Annotated in this window: 18 protein-coding genes; 7 read left to right on the top strand and 11 right to left on the bottom strand. The window is 33.9% G+C overall.

What is annotated here, in order from left to right; all coding sequences use genetic code 11:
* Position 1: 1 nt before the first annotated feature.
* Entirely contained in the window at positions 2-2,707 is a 2,706-nt protein-coding gene (locus tag RM519_RS04405) for a carboxypeptidase-like regulatory domain-containing protein (protein WP_311592342.1), read from the top strand.
* 15 nt (positions 2,708-2,722) lie between these two features.
* Here RM519_RS04405 and RM519_RS04400 read toward each other — a convergent pair whose 3' ends face one another.
* Together RM519_RS04400 and RM519_RS04395 are read right to left on the bottom strand one after the other, a co-directional pair.
* Positions 2,723-3,193: a hypothetical protein gene (locus RM519_RS04400; protein ID WP_311592341.1), complete on the bottom strand. Its 471-nt coding sequence runs from the start codon at positions 3,191-3,193 to the stop codon at positions 2,723-2,725.
* Positions 3,194-3,547: a DUF2200 domain-containing protein gene (locus RM519_RS04395; RefSeq protein WP_311592566.1), complete on the bottom strand. Its 354-nt coding sequence runs from the start codon at positions 3,545-3,547 to the stop codon at positions 3,194-3,196.
* A gap of 112 nt (positions 3,548-3,659) precedes the next feature.
* Here RM519_RS04395 and RM519_RS04390 point away from each other — a divergent pair, with 112 nt between their 5' ends.
* Positions 3,660-5,282, top strand: coding sequence for an amidase family protein (locus RM519_RS04390; RefSeq protein ID WP_311592340.1), 1,623 nt, complete (start codon positions 3,660-3,662; stop codon positions 5,280-5,282).
* 66 nt (positions 5,283-5,348) lie between these two features.
* Positions 5,349-6,656 carry a 30S ribosomal protein S12 methylthiotransferase RimO gene (rimO, locus tag RM519_RS04385; RefSeq protein ID WP_311592339.1) on the top strand — a complete coding sequence of 436 codons (1,308 nt, stop codon included), beginning with the start codon at positions 5,349-5,351 and terminating at the stop codon, positions 6,654-6,656.
* A 15-nt stretch (positions 6,657-6,671) separates the two neighbouring features.
* On the opposite strand, the gene RM519_RS04380 is transcribed toward rimO, so the two are convergent.
* The 8 genes from RM519_RS04380 to RM519_RS04345 all read right to left on the bottom strand — a co-directional run bounded on the left by RM519_RS04380 (position 6,672) and on the right by RM519_RS04345 (position 18,371).
* Positions 6,672-7,055 (bottom strand): DoxX family protein, encoded by a 384-nt coding sequence (locus RM519_RS04380; protein WP_311592338.1) that lies wholly within the window; start codon positions 7,053-7,055, stop codon positions 6,672-6,674.
* A 70-nt stretch (positions 7,056-7,125) separates the two neighbouring features.
* Entirely contained in the window at positions 7,126-8,340 is a 1,215-nt protein-coding gene (locus tag RM519_RS04375) for a class I SAM-dependent rRNA methyltransferase (protein ID WP_311592337.1), read from the bottom strand.
* Between the two features lie 46 nt (positions 8,341-8,386).
* The gene (locus RM519_RS04370; RefSeq protein ID WP_311592336.1) at positions 8,387-11,560 is read right to left on the bottom strand and encodes a WD40/YVTN/BNR-like repeat-containing protein; all 3,174 of its coding nucleotides are present in this window, start codon (positions 11,558-11,560) and stop codon (positions 8,387-8,389) included.
* Positions 11,561-11,583: 23 nt separating this feature from the next.
* Positions 11,584-12,438, bottom strand: a complete 855-nt coding sequence (locus tag RM519_RS04365) for a TolB-like translocation protein (RefSeq protein WP_311592335.1) — start codon at positions 12,436-12,438, stop codon at positions 11,584-11,586.
* An 87-nt stretch (positions 12,439-12,525) separates the two neighbouring features.
* Positions 12,526-14,319, bottom strand: coding sequence for an acyl-CoA dehydrogenase FadE (locus RM519_RS04360; RefSeq protein WP_311592334.1), 1,794 nt, complete (start codon positions 14,317-14,319; stop codon positions 12,526-12,528).
* Positions 14,320-14,324: 5 nt separating this feature from the next.
* A complete protein-coding gene (locus RM519_RS04355) occupies positions 14,325-15,509 on the bottom strand; it encodes an acetyl-CoA C-acyltransferase (protein WP_311592333.1) in 1,185 nt (394 codons plus the stop codon).
* Positions 15,510-15,520: 11 nt separating this feature from the next.
* Positions 15,521-17,920 carry a 3-hydroxyacyl-CoA dehydrogenase/enoyl-CoA hydratase family protein gene (locus tag RM519_RS04350; protein WP_311592332.1) on the bottom strand — a complete coding sequence of 800 codons (2,400 nt, stop codon included), beginning with the start codon at positions 17,918-17,920 and terminating at the stop codon, positions 15,521-15,523.
* 16 nt (positions 17,921-17,936) lie between these two features.
* Positions 17,937-18,371 carry a MarR family winged helix-turn-helix transcriptional regulator gene (locus RM519_RS04345; RefSeq protein ID WP_311592331.1) on the bottom strand — a complete coding sequence of 145 codons (435 nt, stop codon included), beginning with the start codon at positions 18,369-18,371 and terminating at the stop codon, positions 17,937-17,939.
* A gap of 106 nt (positions 18,372-18,477) precedes the next feature.
* On the opposite strand from RM519_RS04345, the gene RM519_RS04340 reads away from it, so the two are divergent.
* Genes RM519_RS04340 through RM519_RS04330 form a run of 3 tightly spaced genes read left to right on the top strand, consistent with a single transcriptional unit; the run spans position 18,478 to position 21,911 of the window.
* Positions 18,478-19,413 (top strand): ABC transporter ATP-binding protein, encoded by a 936-nt coding sequence (locus RM519_RS04340; protein ID WP_311592330.1) that lies wholly within the window; start codon positions 18,478-18,480, stop codon positions 19,411-19,413.
* Positions 19,406-20,722, top strand: coding sequence for an ABC transporter permease (locus RM519_RS04335; protein WP_311592329.1), 1,317 nt, complete (start codon positions 19,406-19,408; stop codon positions 20,720-20,722). Before RM519_RS04340 ends, RM519_RS04335 begins: the two co-directional genes overlap by 8 nt.
* A 25-nt stretch (positions 20,723-20,747) precedes the next feature.
* Complete coding sequence (locus RM519_RS04330) at positions 20,748-21,911, top strand: sigma-54-dependent transcriptional regulator (RefSeq protein ID WP_311592328.1); 1,164 nt, start codon at positions 20,748-20,750, stop codon at positions 21,909-21,911.
* A 4-nt stretch (positions 21,912-21,915) separates the two neighbouring features.
* On the opposite strand, the gene RM519_RS04325 is transcribed toward RM519_RS04330, so the two are convergent.
* A complete protein-coding gene (locus tag RM519_RS04325; protein ID WP_311592327.1) occupies positions 21,916-22,419 on the bottom strand; it encodes a flavodoxin family protein in 504 nt (167 codons plus the stop codon).
* Positions 22,420-22,601: 182 nt separating this feature from the next.
* Here RM519_RS04325 and RM519_RS04320 point away from each other — a divergent pair, with 182 nt between their 5' ends.
* Complete coding sequence (locus tag RM519_RS04320; RefSeq protein ID WP_311592326.1) at positions 22,602-23,381, top strand: exonuclease domain-containing protein; 780 nt, start codon at positions 22,602-22,604, stop codon at positions 23,379-23,381.
* The last annotated feature ends 1 nt before the right edge of the window (position 23,382 follow it).

Genomic DNA, 23,382 nt, shown 5'->3' with positions numbered 1-23,382 from the left:
TATGAAACGTTTAATCATTGCACTATTCATTTTTATTGGATACACTGGTATTGCTCAAATTTCTTTCGAAGGAATAGTAAAAGATAGTGTAGGAACACCTTTAGAGTTGGCCAATGTCGTAGCCATGAATAAGGCTACACAATCTATGGAATCATATGGTTTTACCAATGATAAGGGTAGGTTTAAATTAACTCTTGAAAAGAATACAACGTATACAATTCAGGTGAGTTATATCGGGATGTCTGGTGAAGATGATGAAATAAAAACTGCAGAAGATAATATTTATAAAGAATATACATTAAAACCTGATAATGCCTTAGATGAAGTTGAAATAACATATGAAATGCCTGTTCAAGTGCAAGGAGATACGATTGTTTATAATGCTGACTCTTTTAAAAATGGTTCAGAGCGCAAACTAGAAGACGTATTGGAGAAATTACCTGGAGTGGAGATAAATCAAGATGGTCAGATAGAAGTAGAAGGGAAAGTAGTTAATAAACTAATGGTAAATGGCAAAGATTTTTTTGATGGGGATACTAAACTAGCAACGAAGAATATTCCTTCCAATGCGGTAGATAAAATTCAAGTTTTACGGAATTATGCTGAGGTTGGGCAATTAAGGAACGTGACTAATAACAGTGATAATGTAGCTTTAAATATCAAACTAAAGGAAGGAAAAGAAAATTTTTGGTTTGGTAACGTTACTGGCGGTGCAGGTTATGCAAGTTCGGAAGAAGGATTGTATTTGTTTCAACCCAAACTATTTTATTATGACCCTGAATTTACTTTTAATTTTATTGGCGATATCAATAATATTGGTGAAGTAGTTTTGACACCAAGAGATTTGCGTGGTTTTGGAGGTGGTTTTAGGGCACCTAGCAGTAGTAGTGGAACTAACTTAAATCTTGGCGATAATAGTCTAAGTTTTTTAACTAGTCAAAACAATGCAATATCCATAGAGAATTCGCTTGCAGCATCCAATTTTAGTTGGGCTGTAAACCCGACTTTCGACGTAAGTGGTTTTGCAATTTTTAACTCCACGTTGCTTAATTCCAAGCAAAGAACAATAAAGCAGTATACCGATTCCGATTTGGGAATACCAAATGAACTAACAGAACAAACAAGCGAAGAGCGTTCTAACCAAGGATTAATTAAATTAAGTGCAGCGTATAAGCCAAATTATAATAATCAATTAGACTATGATATATTAGGAAGGGTATCAAATGATAAACAAGTGCAAAATCTGATGTCTTCTGTTTTGGGTAATACGTATCAAAAGGATGAGGGAACTCCGTTTAGTATTAACCAAAACTTAAATTACTATTATACCCTGGATGAAGACAATATATTTGCATTGGAGGTTCAACATTTACTAAAAGATGAGGATCCATTTTACAACGCTTTAATAGAAGATAAGGATAGTTATGATGCTACGGCAGCCTCTTTAGGTTTAGACCAAAATCAACAAAATTATAATGTAGCACAAGACAGACGAATCAAATCAAATCAGTTAGATGCCAAATTAGATTATTATTTAATTCTAAATCCAAAAAGTAATTTAAACTTGACATTGGGAACAATTTTTAGCAAACAACAATTTGATTCAAGATTATTTCAATTTTTAGATGGTGGTTCTGAATTTAATCCAACACCAACATTTAATGACGGATTGGCGACAAATAATATTGAATATAATTTTAGAGACAATTATTTAGCGGCTCATTATAGGTTTAGAACTGGAAAGTTTACAATAACTCCCGGGTTTTCATTGCATAGTTATGGAAATAAAAATGAGCAATTTGGAGTTTCTTATTCAGAAGATTTTTTTAGAGTATTACCAGATTTCGAAAGTAGAATTCAAATTAAGAATAACGAGAGTTTAACGTTTAGATATGCAATGCAAAATCAATTTACCGATGTAACAAAATTGGCTAGAGGTATTGTATATAATAACTTTAGTAGTATCCAATTTGGAGAACCAGAATTGCAGAATGCTCTGGCTCATAATTTAAGTTTGTTATATTCTAGTTTCAACTTGTTTAATTACACCAATGTTTTTGCTCGTTTGTCCTATTCAAAAAATATTGATCGTATTAGAAATATCACATTTTTCGAAAATGTGATTACGACAAACACTTTTTTTAATTCGAGTTTTGCAGATGAGAGTGCCACGGCTTTTGGAAGAGTTCAACGAACTTTTGGGGCTTTAAGAGCATCTCTAAATGTTAGTTTTAATTATAATAAAAGTAATCAGTTTGTAGATACACGTAGATCTATTTTTAGAAGTTTTAATCAAAGTTATACACCAAGTTTGCGCTCCAATTTTAGAAAAGCTCCAAATTTTAATTTACGATATTATTATAGAATAAATTCTACGGATCAAGGTACTAATTCAACAACATTTTACACAAATGCACCTTCATTAGAAATAGATGCTTACTTATGGGATTCAGTCACATTAAAAACTGATTATACATATACAAATCAGAGATTAAAAGATGGAAATAGTGATGATTTTCAGACTTGGAATGCATCCTTGGCTTATCGCAAAAATAGAGATGCAAAATGGGAATTTGAATTAGTTGCAACCAATTTATTAGATATTGACTCTAAATTAACAAATACTTCTACAACATTATATGTATCGGAATCTAGAATTTTCATTCAGCCTAGATTGATAACATTTAGAGCCAGGTATGAGTTATAAATATTTTTTCGAAAGTTAATTCATCACTAAAAACAGGTCTGCTAAAAGAATAACTTGCAGCACAAAAAGTAAGGTGGTCCAATTCTTATTGTACTTATAGTGAATGAATAATATAAAAATTACGAAAAGAGGATATACCAACCCAGAAGCAATTCGAAAGGAATGAATATTAGTTTTATTAGAATTTGCTAAACCATGCTTATTTACTTGATTAAAAATTAAAGAAACTGAATAACTAATTGATTTTCCTCTAACTTCATTTGCGAAAGTTTCTGAAACGGCAAACCGACGTTCTGGTGTAACTACTTCATACGAGTAGTGAAAATTACCACCGGCATTGTAATATCGCTGTAGTTCTTTTTCTATTTTAACAGCATCTTCAGTGTAAACCTTTCCTGGTAGTGAAAAATCAAGAATAATAACTAGCGTAATTATTAAGGGGATTGCGTAAGAAATCAAAGTGGATGTAGTAATTTTTTTAACCATTTATTTTCTCAAAATACTTTCCATTTTTTTTCCCCTAGCCAATTCATCAATTAATTTGTCGAGATAGCGAATTTTTTGCATTAATGGGTCTTCAATTTCTTCTACGCGATAGCCACAGATTAGACCTTTTATTTTGCCCACATTTGGGTTCAACTGTGGCGCTTTCTCAAAGAATGTACTAAAGTCCCATTTTTCATCAATCAACAATTGTAAACCTTGCTCATTATAACCTGTTAGCCAAAAAATAACGGTATGCAATTCTTCTATTGTTTTTCCTTTTTTTTCAACCTTGGTTACATAGTGCGGATAAACACTTGCGAAACTCATTTTAAATACGCGTTCGTAATTAGCCATGGATACTTTAGTTTTCAAATCAAATATAAAATTAGCTAATAAATTTGAATTCATTAAGTATCTGTACTTGTGCATTTCAATTTTTTGTATTTTGCTTTTTAAATCTATTTTTATGAAAACCAATTTTATCTATCTGTTTATTTTAGTAATTCTATTTTCTTGTAAACAGGATGCAACTAAAGAATATGTAACTAATGATGAGGCACCAGTTCCGTACGATTATAAAGTTTTAGATTCTCAATACATCAATGTAGATGAATTATGGAAACCATTTGAAAAATATTGGAATGATTTTACTGAAGAAGATTATAATCGTGTAAAACCATTTATTTGGGAACAAAATATTCCAACACTTCAACGTAATATTTCCAATGGTAAAATAAGTTATGAAGAATTGACTTTGTTTTATTTGTTTCGAATCAAGAAATACGATAGAAACAATGATTTATCTCTGAATAGTGTCATAGGGCTCAATCCAAACGTGGTGGAAGAAGCGAAGCAAAAAGATATTGAATTGAATAATGATAGAATTAAGCATCCAATTTTTGGAATGCCAATTCTTCTAAAGGACAATATCAACGCTAAGGGAATGCCAGCAACAGCAGGAGCAATTGTTTTGGCTGAGAACATAACTGACGATGCTTTTATAACAGCACAATTAAAGAATAGAGGAGCACTTATTTTAGGGAAGTCGAATTTAAGCGAGTGGGCCTATTTTTTCTGTGGTGATTGTCCAAGTGGTTATAGTGCAGTTGGAGGGCAAACACTGAATGCATATGGAAGAGCAGTTTTAGATACCGGTGGTTCTAGCTCTGGAAGTGGGGTTGCAACATCGGTCAATTTTGCAGTAGCGACTGTTGGTTCTGAAACTTCGGGCTCAATATTGTCGCCATCCAGTCAAAATTCTATTGTTGGGTTGAAACCAACAATTGGTTTTCTAAGCCGTTCTGGAATTGTTCCAATTTCGAGTACATTAGACACTCCCGGCCCGATGACAAAAAATGTTATAGACAATGCCATTTTATTGGATGCAATGAAAGGTTATGACGTTAAGGATGCGCTAAGTTTTAAAACAGATACTTTGGCATTCAATGGAGAAGCGCTGATGAAAGATCCCGTGGAATTTATAAAAGGAAAACGATTTGGGCTTATAAAATCGTTATTAGAAAATCCTTTGTATAGGCAAGCAGTAAATACATTGGAGAATAGTGGTGCAGTCCTTGTTGAAATTGAACCCGAAAGGCCTCAATTAAATGGATTTTTGACCTTATTGAATATTGATATGCGAAACGATTTGCCAAAGTATTTATCGCACCTTACAAATGAAAGTATTTCGGTTTCATCGGTGTCGGATGTTATAAAATTTAATAAATCAGATTCGCTGGTAACCATGCCTTACGGGCAAAAATTATTTTACGGAATTGTTAATGATCCTATTTCAGATGAAGACTTTGTTGCTTTAAAGGACTCTTTAAAAATAAAAGGGAAACAATTTTTTGATGTACCTATGAAAGCGAATAATTTGGATGGGATTTTATCTATCAATAATTACCATGCAGGTTTTGCGGCTGTTGCAATATATCCGGCTATTACCGTTCCTATGGGTTATGATAAATACAACAAACCTTATGGGTTGACCTTTATTTCACCAAAAGGAGAACGAGAATTATTGCAGTGGGCATATGGATATGAGCAAGTTACGAAGCACAGAAAAGTTCCGATTGGATACGAATAACATATTGACTTAGGCAGTCTCAACCAATATAATTCCGTACTTTTGCAGTCCAAAAATTAGAATGATATGCGTACGAAATCACTCAAAAAAAATAAAATAAACGTTGTTACTTTAGGTTGTTCAAAAAACGTTTATGATTCTGAAGTGTTGATGGGACAATTAAAAGCCAATGGCAAAGAAGTGGCCCATGAAGAAGAAGGGAATGTAGTTGTAATAAATACTTGTGGATTTATAGATAACGCTAAAGAAGAAAGTGTTAATACCATATTAGACTATGTGCGTAAAAAAGAGGAAGGAGATGTAGATAAAGTTTTTGTTACGGGTTGTTTAAGTGAACGTTATAAGCCAGATTTACAGAAGGAAATTCCGGCTGTTGATCAATATTTTGGCACTACGGAATTACCTGGATTGCTAAAGGTGTTAGGCGCTGATTATAAGCATGAATTAATTGGAGAGCGTCTTACGACCACCCCTAAAAACTACGCCTATTTAAAAATAGCAGAAGGTTGTGATAGACCATGTAGTTTTTGTGCTATTCCGTTAATGAGAGGAAAGCATAAATCTACTCCCATTGAAGAAGTAGTTATAGAGGCTCAGAAATTAGCCACTAAAGGAGTTAAGGAGTTAATATTAATAGCTCAAGATTTAACTTACTACGGATTAGATTTATATAAAAAGAGAAATTTAGGGGAGTTATTACAAGCTTTAGTTAAGGTTGAAGGAATAGAATGGATTCGTTTGCATTATGCATTCCCAACTGGATTCCCGATGGATGTCTTAGAAATAATGCGAAACGAACCGAAGATTTGTAATTATATTGATATTCCATTACAGCACATTTCAGACCCCATTTTAAAGAGTATGAAACGTGGAACTACTAAAGAAAAAACAACAAAGTTGTTACAACAATTTAGAGAGGCAGTTCCTGGTATGGCTATAAGAACAACATTAATTGTTGGATATCCTGGAGAAACGGAAGAAGATTACCAAACGTTAAAATCTTGGGTAGAGGAAATGCGTTTTGAACGGTTAGGTTGCTTTACGTATTCTCATGAAGAGAATACGGGGGCATACGCTTTAGAAGATGATGTGCCACAAGAAATAAAACAACAACGGGCGAATGAAATTATGGAGATTCAATCTCAGATTTCATGGGAATTGAACCAAGAGAAAATAGGGAAGGAGTTCAAGGTAGTTGTTGATCGTAAAGAAGGGAATCATTTTGTAGGTCGTACTGAATTTGATTCACCAGACGTAGATAATGAGGTGCTAATTGATGCTTCTAAATATTATTTGAAAACGGGAGATTTTACTACTATTAAAGTAACGGAAGCAGCGGATTACGATTTATACGCCGAACCTGTTCATTCATAATTAAAAAAGAAAGTTTTACGCTTTCTTTTTTTGATTTGCTTCAATTCCTAAACCTAAAAATGTAGTCAGCAAGGCTATGTGAATCATAGATTGCATCCAATTGACCCTTGGAAAATACACTGTAATTAATGCCACCAACATAATTACGGCACAATAGTAGTAGGCCCAAGTCAACTTTCTATTAGCCAAAATTAAAAGCCCAGCAATGAGTTCTGTTGCAGCTAAGAGAATGGCTAATACATAATTTCCAGTTTCTCCTAGAAATCCAAAACCGATACTCTGTAAAGAACCTGCCATTTTTTCCAATCCTACACCACCAAAATAGCCTTCGAAGAATTTTTCCATTCCTCCCCAAACAAATAATAATCCAAGCCCAATTCTAATAATCAAGTTACCCATTGTTAAATTTTAAAGTTTTACTTCCCTAATGGACGTAAACTATTTTAAAAACTAACAAATATCGAATATTCTAGTGAATTTGGATGTAAATACATTTTAAGTAGGCGCCTTCCTTAAAACCAATTGGATGGTCTATATCATGTTTTGTTTTATCCAAGATGGTATAATTATGTTTTTTTCTTTGAAGTGTTTCTTCAACCAATGCATAAAATTCATCAGGAGTAACTCTACTGCTACAAGAGGCTAAAACTAGCGTTCCGCCGTTTTTGACAAGACGTAAACCTAGGTTTGTCAGTTTTTTATAACTAGTTAAAGCTTTATTAACTTCAGCAGCGCTTTTTGCAAAAGAAGGAGGGTCGATTACTACAATATCGAAGGATGTTTTTTTAGTTGCAAGTTTTTCAAGTTCTTCAAAAGCATCACCTGCAATAGTTTTATGAATACCGTTAAAAGAATTAAGTCTCGCATTACTTTTCGCAATTTCAAGTGCGGGTTTGCTAATATCTAAACTAGTTACAGATTTTGCTCCTCCTGCCAATGCATGCACAGAAAAACCTCCAGCGTAAGAGAAAACATCCAATACTGATTTTCCTTTAGAGATTTCACCTACACGTTTTCTATTAGCTCTATGGTCTAAGAAATAACCCGTTTTATGTCCGTGTATTACATTTGCTGAAAAGTTGATACCGTGTTCTTTAAAAATAATTACTTCATTCTTTAAAGAGCCATCCAAAACTTGCCCATCCTTTAGATTAAGTAAATTCTTTTCTTTTTGAACATTTCTACTTAATCTTAAAACGGTAGTTTTTGCCTGACTTGTTTTAATTAATATGGGTAATACCTGCTTTAAATATGGAAACCAAAATGATGCGTAAAGTTTTACAACTAAAACTTCGCTATAAACATCTGCGATTAAAGATGGAAGATGATCATTTTCTCCAAAAATCAATCTATAGCTATTGGTTTCGGTTTTTAATAAAGGAAGCCTTTTATCAAAGGCTTCCTTTATTTTGTTTTCGAACCATTTAGTGTCAATATTAGCGGCTTTATTGGCATGTAATATTTTAATCCGGATAGGGGAGTTAGGGTCATAAAAACCTACAGCTAAAAATTTATTCCTTCTGTTGTCAAATATCACCGCCAAATCACCCGATTTGCCTTCCTTATTTTGTTTCAGAATGCTGTTTTCAAAAACCCAAGGATGGCCCTTTTTAACCAAATTTTCCGCAGATGGTTTTAGTTTAAAAGCGATTTTTTCTGTGGATATATTCGGTAATTCAATCAAAAATTAATTGGCTTTTTAAGGTTAAAAATCAAATGAGTTACAAAAACTAATCTAATTTAAATGCTTCAGTTTCTTTGAACGGAGAAAGTTCTAAACTTTCCATTTTCGTTTTATAAGTCTTCCATTCATCATTAAAAAATGCATTGGTTTCATCTAAAGCATTTGAAAGAGCTTCTTTAGCTTGATCAATTAAAATAGTTTCTGTTTTTGTAATTCCATTTTGACGTGATCGAACATATCTACTTGCACTACCTATACGTTGGTTTACATTCACAATAGTATCACTTGTGATACCTTGTCTTTTATCAATTTTACCAATATATAATGCTATAACCGAATCAACTTTCTTAATAATTTTTTTAGATGATGAAATTTCTGATTTAAATTTTTTCTTATCTAGGTTAGTTAAAGATTTACTGTATGCACCTGCTATATTTTTACTCTCAACCAATTGCTTTACCGCATCAGCTTCAATCTGTTGGAGATTTTGAATATCTTTTAGCGCATCATAAACTTCAGAAATTGCTTGAGGTAGTTTTTCAATCCTTGGATCATTCTCAATACGAATTGTCGTTTCTGATGCTTGATTTCCATAACTCAAAACGGCTTTGTAAGTTCCAGGTTTTACTTTAACCCCACCTGATTCAGTTTTTCTTTTTGAAATTGTTCTAGAAGGTCTGTCACCTCCTTTTTCATCCATATACCAAGTCCATTTTTGAATTCCGTTTTCTTTAGGAGTCTTCTTTTTTAAAGTCCTAATCAATCGTTCTCCGTCATAAATATTCATTTGAATTGAATCCCATTTAACTTTGGTAGAATCAGATTGAGCCTCTTTTTTATTGAAAAGATATGTAAAATGAGCACCGGAGCTTCTGTTAGTTCCTTGGTACATTGCATCCGCACCAAATCGACTGCCAGTGGGTTGTTTGTAAGAAGCATGATAACCAGTAGGGGGATTAAATAATTCGATACTTTTTTCTAATACCTCAGTGTTTGCTGCAATTGCTCTAAGTGGTCTAATATCATCTAACACCCATGCAGCTCGCCCAAATGTTCCAATAATTAAATCATGTTCTCTAGGATGAATGACTAAATCTTTTACCGAAACAGTTGGGAAGCCTTCAGTCCATTTGGTCCAAGATTCTCCGGCATTAATGGATATATATAAACCATCGTCTGTTCCTAGAAATAAAAGGTTAGGTTCTTCTAAATCTTCAATAATTGATAAAGCATAACTCTGAACATCTTCACTGTCTACAATTCGATTCCATGATTTACCATAGTTTGTAGTTCTATAAACATAGGGCTCATAATTAAAGCGTCTATAATCATTTGCTACTAATAATGCTTCCCCTTTATTTTTGTTGGATGCTTTTATTTGAGCAATCCAACTCCCTTCTGGTAATCCTTTCAAGTTTTTAGATACATCATTCCAGTCTGTACCCCCGTTTTGGGATACATGGACCTTGCCATCATCAGTTCCGACCCATAACGTATTTGGTTCTATTGGGGCAGGTTCTATTACTAAAATTGTACAATGATTTTCAGCTCCAGTTGCATCCATTGTTAAACCACCACTTTCACTTTGCTTTTGTTTTTCTTTATCATCGGTTGTTAAATCTGGTGATATTATTTCCCAGGTTTCTCCTTTATCGGTAGATTTATGTACAAACTGACTACCAAAATAAATGATATTATTTTCATTCGGATCTATATTAATAGCAGAGTTCCAATTGAAACGTAATTTCACGTTAGGATCTGGATGAGTTGGTTTAACGGAGTAATTGTTTCCAGTTTGCCAATCATACCTACTAACCGATCCTTGCTGACTCATAGACCAACCATAACGAGAATCATCTCTATCAGGCACAACATCAAAACCATCTCCAAAACTAATCTCTTGCCAATAGGAGTTTCGTATTCCTTGAGCACGCCAAACGTAAGCAGGTCCGCGCCATGAACCATTATCTTGCATTCCTCCATAAACATTATACGGGTATTCATTATCAACATTTATATGATAAAATTGAGCAACTGGAATATTTCCTATAAATCTCCAGTTTTTGCCACCGTCCTTGGTAATATTCAAGCCACCATCATTACCGTCAATCATAAAATCGCCGTTAGTTGGATGAATCCACCAAGCATGATGATCTGGATGTACACCGTTATCTACTCCATAGGCAGGCATTAATTGTTTAAAAGATTTTCCGCCATCTTGGCTTACATTTACATAGGTGTAAATTGTATAAACTCTATTCTCATTAGTTGGGTCTACGTAAATCTCAGAATAATAAAATGGTCTGTTTCCAATACCGGTATTTCCTCTTCCTACTGAATTGTCATTCACCATTTTCCATTTAAAGCCTCCATCGGTACTTTTATATAAGGCATTTTTTTTGGCCTCAACCAATGCATAAATGGTATTAGGTTTATTAGGGGCTATTGCAATACCTATTCGTCCTAAATTTCCTTTTGGAAACCCGTCCTCATCGGTTATTTTTTTCCAAGTTTCACCGCCATCATAAGTTATATGTAGTCCAGAACCTTCTCCACCTGAATTAAAAAACCAAGGATCTCTTTTATGTTCCCACATGGCAGCGATTAATTTATTCGGATTCGACGGGTCCATTACCAAATCCGCAGCTCCAGTTTTATTGTTTGCAAATAATACTTGATTCCAAGTTTTACCAGCATCCGTGGTTTTATAAATACCACGCTCTGAGTGCTCTCCCCAAGGAGAACCTATTGCTGCCACATAAATTGTATTTGGATCTGATGGGTCTATAATAATTCTATGGATATGTCTGGTTTTTTCCAATCCCATCGCCTGCCAATTCTTTCCGCCATCTAAAGATCTATAAACCCCAAACCCGCCATTTAAACTGTTTCTAGGATTCCCTTCTCCGGTTCCTACCCAAATAACGCTTGGATTGGATTGTTGAATTGCAACAGCACCTATAGAAGCGGTTAATTCTTTTTCGAAAATAGGTTCCCAATTAATACCACCTGAGTTAGATTTCCAAAGTCCACCAGAAGCCGTTCCAACATACATAATATCTGGATTGTTTAAAACAACATCTATGGCAGTAACACGTCCAGACATTCCTCCAGGACCGATACTTCTAGGTTTCATATTTTTAAGAAGGTCCATTGATAGTTCTTGAGCCGATATAAAAGCAACGCTGAGCAGCATTGCCAATGAAATAATTTTTTTCATGAGTAAAGTAATGTAGTTTGTAATTATTTATTATCTACGACAATAGCTAATTTTGAAGTGTCGTTGTTAATGCTGATTCTTGTAATATTTGTTAATGATTCATCTTTAAGCGTACCAATTTTTACCCAGTCTTCATCTTTGTTAGGTTCAAATTTGTAAATTTTATTATCAACACCTGTAACCAGTATCCCTTTTGATGTCCAAAACACATCTTCAGAGGATTCAATTACATTAATAATAAAATCAGAACTCTTAGAGGTTGTATTGAATGACATTATTTTCCATTGGGGTTCAGATTTGTCGATATAACTAATTAAATCGCTTTTTGGAATTTTATGAAGTGAACGACCAATATTTGTAACCACAGTCTCGTTTTCTTTAGTCTTAGTATTGTATATGTTTAATGATAATCCATTGTTTTCTAAAATGGCCAAGGCTGCAGTTTCACCATTGATCCAAGTATGATAACCCACGATAAGGTCTTCAACTAAAGCAATTTGAGTAGAATCATTTATACCATATTTATACAACTTTTGAGTATTATCTAGTCCTTGTTTTATTAATGATATGGCATCTTCATTTATTACTTTTGTAGGAGAGAATTCACTGCTCTGAGTCTCCTGAACCCATCTTTTTTTGTCTTTTTTAATATTGTACAAGGCAATATCTGTCTGGTCATTATTGGTTGAAGAAAAAACAAGTGTATTATTATCGATAAAAGAGGGCTGGCTATCATATCCAGGATTATTAGAAACATTTTTTCCATTAGAAATCATTACAAATTCTTGTTCAATACTAATGTCAAAAATATAGACTTCTGTATTTTGAGCGTAACTAGATAAAGCAACTAGGGTTAAGAGAATTGTTGCATATTTCATGAAGAATTGGTTTGAAGGTTAATTACTCAAAGGTAAAAAAAAATCTCATCTAATTTAGATGAGATTTTTAACCAACTAACCAAACTGCTAAAAACAGTATTCGTTTTTAGCAATAACTTTCGATGCAACGGTTTTACGTAATTCAATTACGTTTGGTTGATTTACATACTTTGTAAATCTTTTAAGTCCCATTAACATCATACGTTGTTCATCACCTTCGGCGAAGTATACGATACCTTCTTTACCTACTGTATTCATTTTCTCTACAGCGTTGTAAAGATTTAATTTTGCCATTGCAATTTGTCCTTCTGCTTCTTTCTCAGATGTCAATTTAGCCACTTTTTCAGCTTTTAAAACGGCACTTTCAGCCACGTAGATTTCAATCATAATTTCGGCAGCACATAGAATTAATTGCTGATGAGAGTCTAAATCCATTCCATATGTCTGAACGGCTTTACCAGAAACCATCAGAAATAATTTCTTTAATTTTTCAATCATAGCCTTTTCTTCTGAAAGCACTTCAGAGAAATCAGGTGTGTCGAATGAAGGAATTGCCATTAGACTATTACCAACTTCCATAGCAGGTGTAATTAAATCAATTGACCCTTTCATAGCTTTTTTAAGCAACATTCCCACGGTTAATAGTCTATTAATCTCATTTGTTCCTTCGTAAATTCTGGTAATTCTGGCATCTCTCCAAGCACTTTCCATGGGTGTTTCTTTAGAGAATCCCATTCCACCAAAAATTTGTATTCCTTCATCCGATACCATCTGAGAAGACTCTGATGCAAATACCTTAATAATTGCACATTCAATGGCATACTCTTGGAATGCATCCAATTCTGCTTGTTCGTGTGTTTTACCTTCGGCCAATTTTGCATCAATCATATTTTGGATATCTTTTGCTGCACGATATGATGCAGCATCACTTGCAAAAATTCGAGTGCTCATATCTGCCAATTTCTTCTGAATAGCTCCAAAACTAGAAATTGGTGTTTTAAATTGAATTCGTTCGTTTGCATATTTTGTGGACTCTGTGATAATTCTTCTTCCAGCATCTAAACAGGCAGCACCTAATTTAATTCTTCCAACATTTAAGGAATTTAAAGCAATCTTAAACCCTTTGTTTCTTTCAGACAACATTGCATCTATAGGAACAATTGTATCATTAAAGAATACCTGACGAGTAGAAGAGGAGATAATACCTAATTTATCTTCTTCTTCTCCTAAGGTAATTCCATTAGGGTTGTCCTTGTCATAATCTAATACAAAAGCAGTAATGTTCTTATCATCTTCAATTCTAGCAAATACGATAAAAACTTCGGCAAACCCGGCATTTGAGATCCACATTTTTTGCCCGTTAATTTTATAATGTTTACTATCTTCAGTCAATTCAGCGGTTGTTTTCCCTGAATTAGCATCACTACCTGCACCGGGTTCAGTTAAACAATAAGCTCCAAATTTTTCACCCGAAGTTAAGGCCGGTAAATACTTCATTTTTTGCTCTTCAGTCCCATACAAGAATATAGGCATTGTACCAATACCGGTATGTGCTCCGTAAGCAGTTCCTATAGATCCTGTTGCAGCCGACATATAATCAGTCACTAACATAGTAGAAACAAAGCCCATTCCGATTCCGCCATATTGTTCAGGAATTGAAACACCTAAAAAGCCCATTTCTCCAATCTTACGCATTACTTCTTCGGTAAGATCGTAATCCTTATTTTCAAAACGTTCCTTGTGAGGCCATACTTCACGGTCAATAAATTCAATAACCGCATCCTTCATCATCTGTTGTTCTTCGGTAAATTCTTCCGTAATAAAAACATCTTCGGCTTTAATTTCTTTAATTAAAAATTCTCCTCCTTTTATTGTATTCATTGTTATTAAGTTAAAAGTTCGTAAACACCTGCGGCACCTTGACCGGTTCCAACACACATAGTTACTATTCCATATTTATTTTTTCTTCTTCTCATTTCATTAAATAATTGCACCGATAGTTTTGCACCAGTGCACCCTAAAGGATGTCCTAAAGCAATAGCACCACCATTTACGTTAACGATATCTGGATTTAAATCCAATTCTCTAATAACGGCAATTGACTGTGAAGCAAATGCTTCATTGAGTTCAAATAAATCAATATCATTTAATGACAGTCCTGCTTGCTTTAATGCTTTTGGAACTGCTGCGACTGGGCCAATACCCATAATTCTAGGTTCAACACCCATAGCAGCGTAAGAAACCATTCTTGCAATTGGTTCGATTTTTAATTCTTTTACCATTTCTTCGCTCATTACCATAACAAATGCCGCACCATCACTCATCTGAGAAGAATTACCAGCAGTTACACTTCCGCCTTGCGCAAATACCGCACGTAATTTTGCCAATGCTTCTATAGAAGTTCCTCTACGCGGTCCTTCATCTTGTGCTACTGTATAGTTTTTAGTTTCTTTCTTTCCTTGATCATTAATAAAAATGTGCTCTACATCAATTGGAACGATATCGTCTTTAAAAATTCCATTGTCTAAACCGGCAAGTGCTTTTTTGTGTGAATTAAAAGCAAATGCATCTTGATCTTCTCTTGATACTTTATATTGTTGGGCCACTGCTTCAGCAGTTAATCCCATTCCCCAATAATATTCTTCGTTTCCTTCTTTCGCCGCCTTGTAATTTGGAACAGGTCTGTATCCACCCATCGGGATATAACTCATACTCTCTGCACCACCTGCAATGATACAATCTGCCATTCCAGACTGAATTTTAGCTGCGGCAATACTAATTGTTTCTAATCCTGAGGCACAGTATCTATTTACGGTCATGCCAGGTACATCGTCAATCTTTAATCCCATTAAAGAGATTAATCTACCTACGTTTAATCCTTGTTCTGCTTCTGGCATAGCATTACCAACTATGACGTCATCTATTCTGGTTTTATCTAATTGAGGCACATCTTTTAAAAGACGCTCAATAGTTTCCGCAGCCAATTCATCAGGTCTTTTAAACCTAAAAACACCTTTCGGAGCTTTTCCAACTGCTGTTCTGTATCCTGTTACTATATATGCTGTTTTCATTTCTTATCTTTTTAATTACGAAGCGGTTTACCTGTCTTTAACATATGCTCTATTCGCTCTAAAGTTTTACGTTCAGTACATAAACTCATAAAGGCTTCCCTTTCTAAATCTAATAAGTATTGTTCTGATACTATTGTCGGTTCTGATAAGTCTCCTCCGGCCATAACGTAACCTAGTTTATTTGCCATTTTTTTGTCATGCTCTGATGCATAATGACCTTTTTCTAAACTATCGGTTCCAACTAAGAACATACCTAATGCTTGTTGTCCTAATACTTTTACTTGTTTCGGAGTTGGTTGTGAATAACCATCTTCTAACATCTGAATTGCATGTCTTTTTGCAGTTGCTATTTGTCGTTCTTTATTTACCACTACCAAATCTTTGTGTGGTTTTAAGAATCCTAAATCATAAGCCTCATAAGCCGATGTAGCGACTTTAGCCATAGCTACATTTATAAAATAATCTCTTAGTTTATTCAATTTAACATCGTCTTTTAGAAGACCTTCACCAGCTCTTACCGCCATTTCTTTAGAACCAGCACCACCAGGAATAATCCCTACTCCAAATTCTACCAATCCCATATATGTTTCTGCGGCTGCAATAACTTTATCGGCATGTAAAGACATTTCACATGCTCCACCAAAAGCGTAACCATGTGGTGCAACTATTGTTGGGCAAGAAGAATATCTTAATCTCATAACCGTGTCTTGGAAATATTTTACAGAGAAATTTAATTCATCATATTCCTGTTCTACAGCCATCATAAATACCATACCTAAATTGGCGCCAACAGAAAAATTAGGACCTTGATTTCCTAAAATTACTGCGTCATATTCAGTTTCTGCTAAATCAATTCCTTTATTGATTGCGGCCAAAACTTCACCACCAAGCGTATTCATTTTTGACTGGAATTCAACGTTTAAAACTCCATCTCCTAAATGTTGGATAGATGCTCCGCTGTTAGACCAAATTGTTTTTGACTCTCTGATGTTATCTAAAATAATAAAGGAATCTTGACCCGGTACTTTCACCTGTTTTTTATCTGGAATTGCATAGTAATTTTTAGCACCTTCACTAACTGAATAAAAACTTGTATTTCCTGAGGCTAACATTTTTGTTATCCATGGAGCAGGTTCAAATCCTTCGGATTGCAATAACTCAATTCCTTTTTCTACACCAATGGCATCCCATATTTCAAATGGGCCGTGTTCCCAGCCAAACCCAGCTTTCATTGCATCATCTATACGATATAATTCATCAGAAATTTCCGGAATTCGGTTTTGGACATAAGCAAACATCGCTGCAAAATTCTTTCTGTAGAATTCTCCTGCTTTGTCTTTTCCTTTTACTAAAATTTTAAATCGATCAATTACTTTGTCAACCGTTTTCGTCAATTCTAAGGTGGCAAATTTGGCCTTTTGTTTGGAACGATACTCCAATGAATTTAAATCTAAAGAAAGGATCTCTTTCTTGCCATCATTCACCACCTTTTTATAGAATCCTTGTTTTGTTTTACTACCCAACCATTTATTCTCCATCATTGTGTTGATGAACCCTGGAAGTTTGAACAACTCATGGGCTTCATCATTCGGACAGTTTTCATACAAACCATTTGCTACATGAACCAAAGTGTCTAAACCGACCACATCAACAGTTCTAAATGTTGCCGACTTAGGTCGTCCAATTACAGGGCCCGTAAGTTTATCGACTTCTTCAATGGTTAATCCTAATTCTTTTACTTGATGGAATAAACTCATAATGCCGAATATTCCAATTCTATTTCCAATAAACGCAGGAGTGTCTTTTGCTAAAACCGAAGTTTTACCTAAGAACTTTTCTCCATACATCATTAAGAAATCGGTGACTTCTTGTTTACAATTTGGTCCAGGTACAACTTCAAATAATTTTAGGTATCTAGGCGGATTAAAAAAGTGAGTTACCGCAAAGTGCTTTTGAAAGTCTTCGCTACGCCCTTCATTCATAAATTTAATTGGAATACCGGAAGTATTGGAGGTAATTAAAGTACCAGGTTTACGGTATTGTTCTACTTTTTCAAAAACTTGCTGTTTAATGTCTAAGCGTTCAACTACAACTTCCATTACCCAATCTACATCTGCAATTTTATTTAGATCGTCATCGACATTACCCGTAGTAATTCTGCTGGCAAATTTTTGATCGTAAATTGGAGATGGCTTCGATTTTAAAGAGGTCGTTAATGCAGCATTTACAATACTATTTCTAACAATTTTGCTCTCTAAAGTTAGGCCTTTCTTTTTCTGAAGATCATTTAACTCTCTAGGAACGATGTCTAATAACAGGACTTCAATTCCAATATTTGCAAAATGACAAGCAATACCAGATCCCATAATTCCGGATCCGATAATTGCTACTTTTTTAATTCGTCTTTTCATTGTTCATTAATCTTTATTAGAAAATATCTCTATTTGATATTAATCTGTTTATGGTTTCGGTAACTTCAAAAAAGTTATCCAATTTTTCTTGTGAAATATTATTTCTGATAACCTCATTAAATCGGATCACCGATAATTTGGAAACTTCTCTTTTCTCTTTTCCTAATTCAGTAAGTTTTATCAAAACGCTTCGTCCGTCCTTAGGATTCTTTTCTCTGTAAATAGCACCTTTCTCTTCCATACTTTTTAGTATTCTTGAAAGACTTGTCGCTTCCATACCCATTTGCGGGCCAAGTGCTGTGGATGGCGTTCCGTTTTCATAATCTATGTTCAATAGAACAAAAGCAACAGCCATTGTACTATCGTGTTTAGTGGCTTGCTCATTGTACATTTTTGCAACTGCTTGCCAGGTTGCTCTTAAATGATGGTCAATTGATTTTTCTTTAATCATGTTTCAAATATATAAAAATATATTATGCATGCATAGTAAATTGAAAAAATATTTTCAATTGTTCTAGAATACTAATTGAGTATATTTGAAAAAACAAATCATATAAATGAGTAATTTACTTGAGGTACGAGAGTTGGTAAAGCAATATGGAGATTATACCGCTCTAAAAAATGTATCTATAAATGTTCCGCAGGGAGGTGTATTTGGGTTGCTTGGTCCAAATGGAGCCGGTAAAACATCCCTCATCAGAATAATTAACCAAATTATTTTACCAGATAGCGGGTCTATTTTTTTTAATGGAAAAGAACTGGTTCCGGAGGACGTTCATTTAATTGGATACTTACCAGAGGAGAGAGGGCTTTATAAAAGCATGAAAGTTGGCGAACAAGCCTTGTATTTGGCGCAATTAAAAGGGATGCCTAAAAATGAAGCTAAAGCCCAGTTAAAATATTGGTTCGATAAATTTGAAATTGGAGATTGGTGGAATAAGAAAGTGCAAGAACTTTCTAAAGGGATGGCTCAAAAAGTACAGTTTATTGTAACGGTGATGCATCGTCCTAAGTTGTTAATATTTGACGAGCCGTTTAGCGGTTTTGATCCTATTAATGCCAATCTAATAAAAGATGAAATATTGCAATTAAGAGATGAAGGGGCCACAGTAATTTTTTCAACCCATAGAATGGAATCAGTAGAGGAATTGTGTGAGCATATTGCATTAATTAATAATTCTGAAAAGATTTTAGACGGGAAATTAAACGTTGTTAAACAACAGTTTAAATCAAATCTATATGAAGTGGTTTTAAAGGTTGAGCAACCAAAACAATTACAAAAAGAGATTGAAAATAAGTTCACGACCCAGCCCTCAAATCTTGCAATTAATGACAAAGAATTGGCAATAAAAATAAAGATTAATAAAAATGACACTTCTAATGATTTGTTAACTTTCTTAAGTTCTAAAGGAGAATTACGTCATTTTGTTGAAATGATTCCTAGTGTAAATGATATTTTTATTAAAGCTGTAAATTCTCATCGAAATGGATAAATTAAAATTGATAATTAAGCGAGAATTTATTTCTAAGGTTAGAAATAAAACATTTTTGGTTATGACCATATTAAGTCCATTAATTGTAATTGGCTTAGGTGTTTTAATAGGGTTCTTAACAAAATTAAATCAAGATAGTGTTAAAACTATCGCGTATTTAGATGAGTCTGGATATTTTCTAGAAAGCGATTTTCAAAGTTCTCCATCGGTACTTTACGAGAATTTTTCTGGTGACAGTTTTGAAATTGCAAAATCTAAGGTTGAGTCAAATGAGTTTTATGGGCTCCTTTATATACCAAGAAAAGATAGTATTGTCGACATTGCTTCAAACGTCCAATTTTACTCCAAGAAATCACCCAATATAATAATGGTGTCCACCTTAGAGAGTTTGGTAGAAGGTAGGCTAGAAGAGGAAAGAATGAAGCAATTGGGCTTAGATATTAAGAAATTAAATAATTCAAAAGTCTCTGCCTCCATTCAGTTATCTGACTTTTTAGGTGAGAAATCTTCTAAATTGATCAATGGTATGAAGATTGGAATTGGTATGTCTGCTGGATATATGATCATGATGTTCATAATTATTTATGGAGCCATGGTAATGCGTAGTGTCATTGAAGAGAAGACAAGTAGAATAATAGAGGTAATTATATCATCAGTAAAGCCATTTGAGTTAATGATGGGTAAAATTGTTGGAACTGCTTTAGCGGGCTTACTTCAGTTTACAATTTGGGGCATACTTTTAGTAATTATTGGAGTTGTTGCTTCGTCTATTTTTGGTGTAGAACCCGTGAATTTAGAAGGGGTAAATGTTCCGGTAGAACAAAGTGAGGTTATGAAAGAAGTGGCAAGTAATGAGGCTCAACTAATTTTTGCTGAAATTATGAAATTGCCATTGGTTACAATGTTCATTTCTTTTATTATATATTTTATTGGAGGGTATTTGTTGTATAGTTCAATTTATGCGGCTATTGGTGCTGCGGTAGATAATGAGACTGATACGCAGCAATTTATGTTACCTGTGTTAATACCTTTAATGTTAGGTGTTTATGTGGGTTTTGCCGCGGTAATTAGTGATCCACATGGCCCAATTTCAACAGTCTTTTCTATGATTCCGTTTACTTCTCCAATCGTTATGCTAATGAGAATTCCATTTGGTGTAGCGTGGTGGGAAATTTTAATTTCACTCGTGTTATTATTGGCAACGTTTTTGATTATCGTTTGGTTTGCCGCTAAAATATATCGAATTGGAATTTTGATGTATGGTAAGAAACCTACGTACAAAGAATTGTATAAATGGATGCGGTATTAATATTAATTGTTAAAAGAAGCAAAGGATGTCAAAAATATTAATTATAGAAGACGAATCAGCCATTAGACGGGTGTTAAAGAAGATTATTTCTGAAGAGAGTGACACATATTTAGTAGATGAAGCAGAAGATGGATTAGAAGGAATTGAAAAAGTCCAAAAAGAGGATTTCGATTTAATTTTATGTGATATTAAAATGCCCAAAATGGATGGAATGGAGGTACTCGAAAAAATTAAGAAAGTAAAACCTGAAATTCCAATTGTAATGATTTCTGGTCATGGAGATTTGGAATTGGCTGTCAATACAATGCGTTTGGGGGCATTTGACTATATTTCTAAGCCACCAGATTTAAACCGTTTACTAAACACGGTTAGAAATGCTTTGGATAGAAAAGAATTGGTTGTAGAAAACAAGCGGCTTAAAAAGAAAGTTAGTAAGAAATATGAAATGGTTGGCGAGAGTGATGCAATTGTTCATATAAAGAGTATCATCGAAAAAGTCGCAATCACAGATGCCCGTGTATTAATTACTGGTCCAAACGGTACAGGGAAAGAATTGGTTGCACATTGGTTACATGAAAAGAGTAATAGAACAAAAGCACCTATGATTGAAGTGAACTGTGCTGCTATTCCTTCTGAGTTGATTGAGAGTGAATTGTTTGGACACGTGAAAGGTTCTTTTACAGGAGCAAATAAAGACCGAGCTGGTAAATTTGAAGCCGCAAATGGGGGTACTGTTTTTTTAGATGAGATTGGAGATATGAGTTTGTCTGCTCAGGCAAAAGTTCTTAGAGCCTTGCAAGAAAATAAAATAAGTAGGGTAGGTAGTGATAAAGATATAAAAGTAGATGTTAGAGTAGTAGCGGCTACGAATAAAGACTTAAAAAAAGAAATTTCAGAAGGTCGTTTTAGAGAAGATTTATACCATAGATTGGCAGTTATACTTATAAAGGTCCCAGCATTAAATGAAAGAAGAGAAGATATTCCTTTGCTAATTCAGTTTTTTGCGAATAAAATATCAGAAGAACAAGGTGTGGCTGTAAAAACATTTTCTAAAGAAGCGATGGATTTATTACAACAGTACGATTGGACTGGAAATATTAGAGAATTAAGAAATGTAGTCGAACGCTTGTTGATTTTAGGTGAATCGGAAATTTCTAAAACAGATGTCTCTTTATTTGCAAGTAAATAGTATTTTAAAAAAGATTGTAAAACTGATTTAGTTCTTCTATACTCTTATTTGATATAGTTTCATCTATGACAGGGACATGTAAGTATTTTTTAAAGTTCATACCCAAATATTGGCATGATAAATCTATTGGCTCTGAGAAATTTTTGAGATAGGCATCGGAATTATTTACACTGATAAGACCAACATTTTTACCTCTGAATTTTCGACCAGTATCTTTATGAATTCTAATTAGATCCGAAAATCGATCTAGAAATACTTTTAACAATCCACTCATAGTGTACCAGTATATTGGTGTTATGAAAATGATGTTGTCATATTTATCTGCAATTTTTGTCGCTAATGGGTTAAAATCATCGTTTTTATTTTGGTAGTCATAGTCGTAATGATTGATAGATAAAGTATTTAAATCTATAAAATCGATTCCCTTTAGTTTTAAGAGTTGTTCGGAAATTTTAAAGGAATCTCCATTGCTTCGTGAACTGGCTTGAATGATGACGGTATTTTTCATAAATGCTTTTGGATTATACCACAAATGGATAAATTATTAAGAATATTTCAAAAATAATGGCATTGTTAATATTGATTATTTAATTAAAAAAAATGATGATATTATTAAAACTTTTAGCAATTTAATAACTATGAAAACGCGAATTTATCCGTACTTTTAGCATCAATATATCAACAGAAAATATGACAAAATTAAACCTCAAAAAACCGATGGTGTTTTTTGATTTAGAAACAACAGGAATCAACATTGCAAATGATAGAATTGTAGAAATTTCGATTTTAAAAGTAATGCCAAATGGAAATAAGGAAAGCAGTACTTGGTTGGTAAATCCTGAAATTGAAATTCCAAAAGAAGCCTCAGATATTCACGGTATAACTAATGAACGTGTTGTGACAGAGCCAACTTTTAAGGAGCTAGCGATAAAGGTAAGTGAGATGATTAAAGGTTGTGATCTGGCAGGATTCAATTCTAATAGATTTGATATTCCTTTATTGGCAGAAGAAATGTTAAGGGCTGGTGTAGATTTTGATATGAAAAATAGGGTAGCTGTAGATGTTCAAGTAATATTTCATAAAAAGGAGCAAAGAACACTCAGTGCCGGATATAAATTTTATTGCGACAAGGAATTAACCGATGCGCATTCTGCAGAGGCGGATACGAAAGCGACGTATGAAATTTTATTGGCACAACTTGAAAAGTATGAAGATCTAGAAAATGATGTGAAGTCATTAAGTGAATACTCAACACATAAAAAGAGAGCTGATTTTGCAGGTTTTATTATGTTTGATGAGGATGAAGATGAGATATTTACCTTTGGGAAATACAAAGGAAAGAAAGTAGCCGAGGTGTTAGAAAAAGACCAAGGATATTATGGGTGGATTCAAAAATCAGATTTTCCTTTGTATACAAAGAAAGTTTTGACATCTATTAAATTAAGAAGTTTTAACAATAAATTATTTTAGA

Source organism: Urechidicola vernalis, from assembly GCF_031846385.1.
GTDB lineage: Bacteria > Bacteroidota > Bacteroidia > Flavobacteriales > Flavobacteriaceae > Urechidicola > Urechidicola vernalis.
The sequence above is the reverse complement of the archived record's forward strand: the minus strand, read 5'-3'. Positions and strand labels throughout refer to the sequence as shown.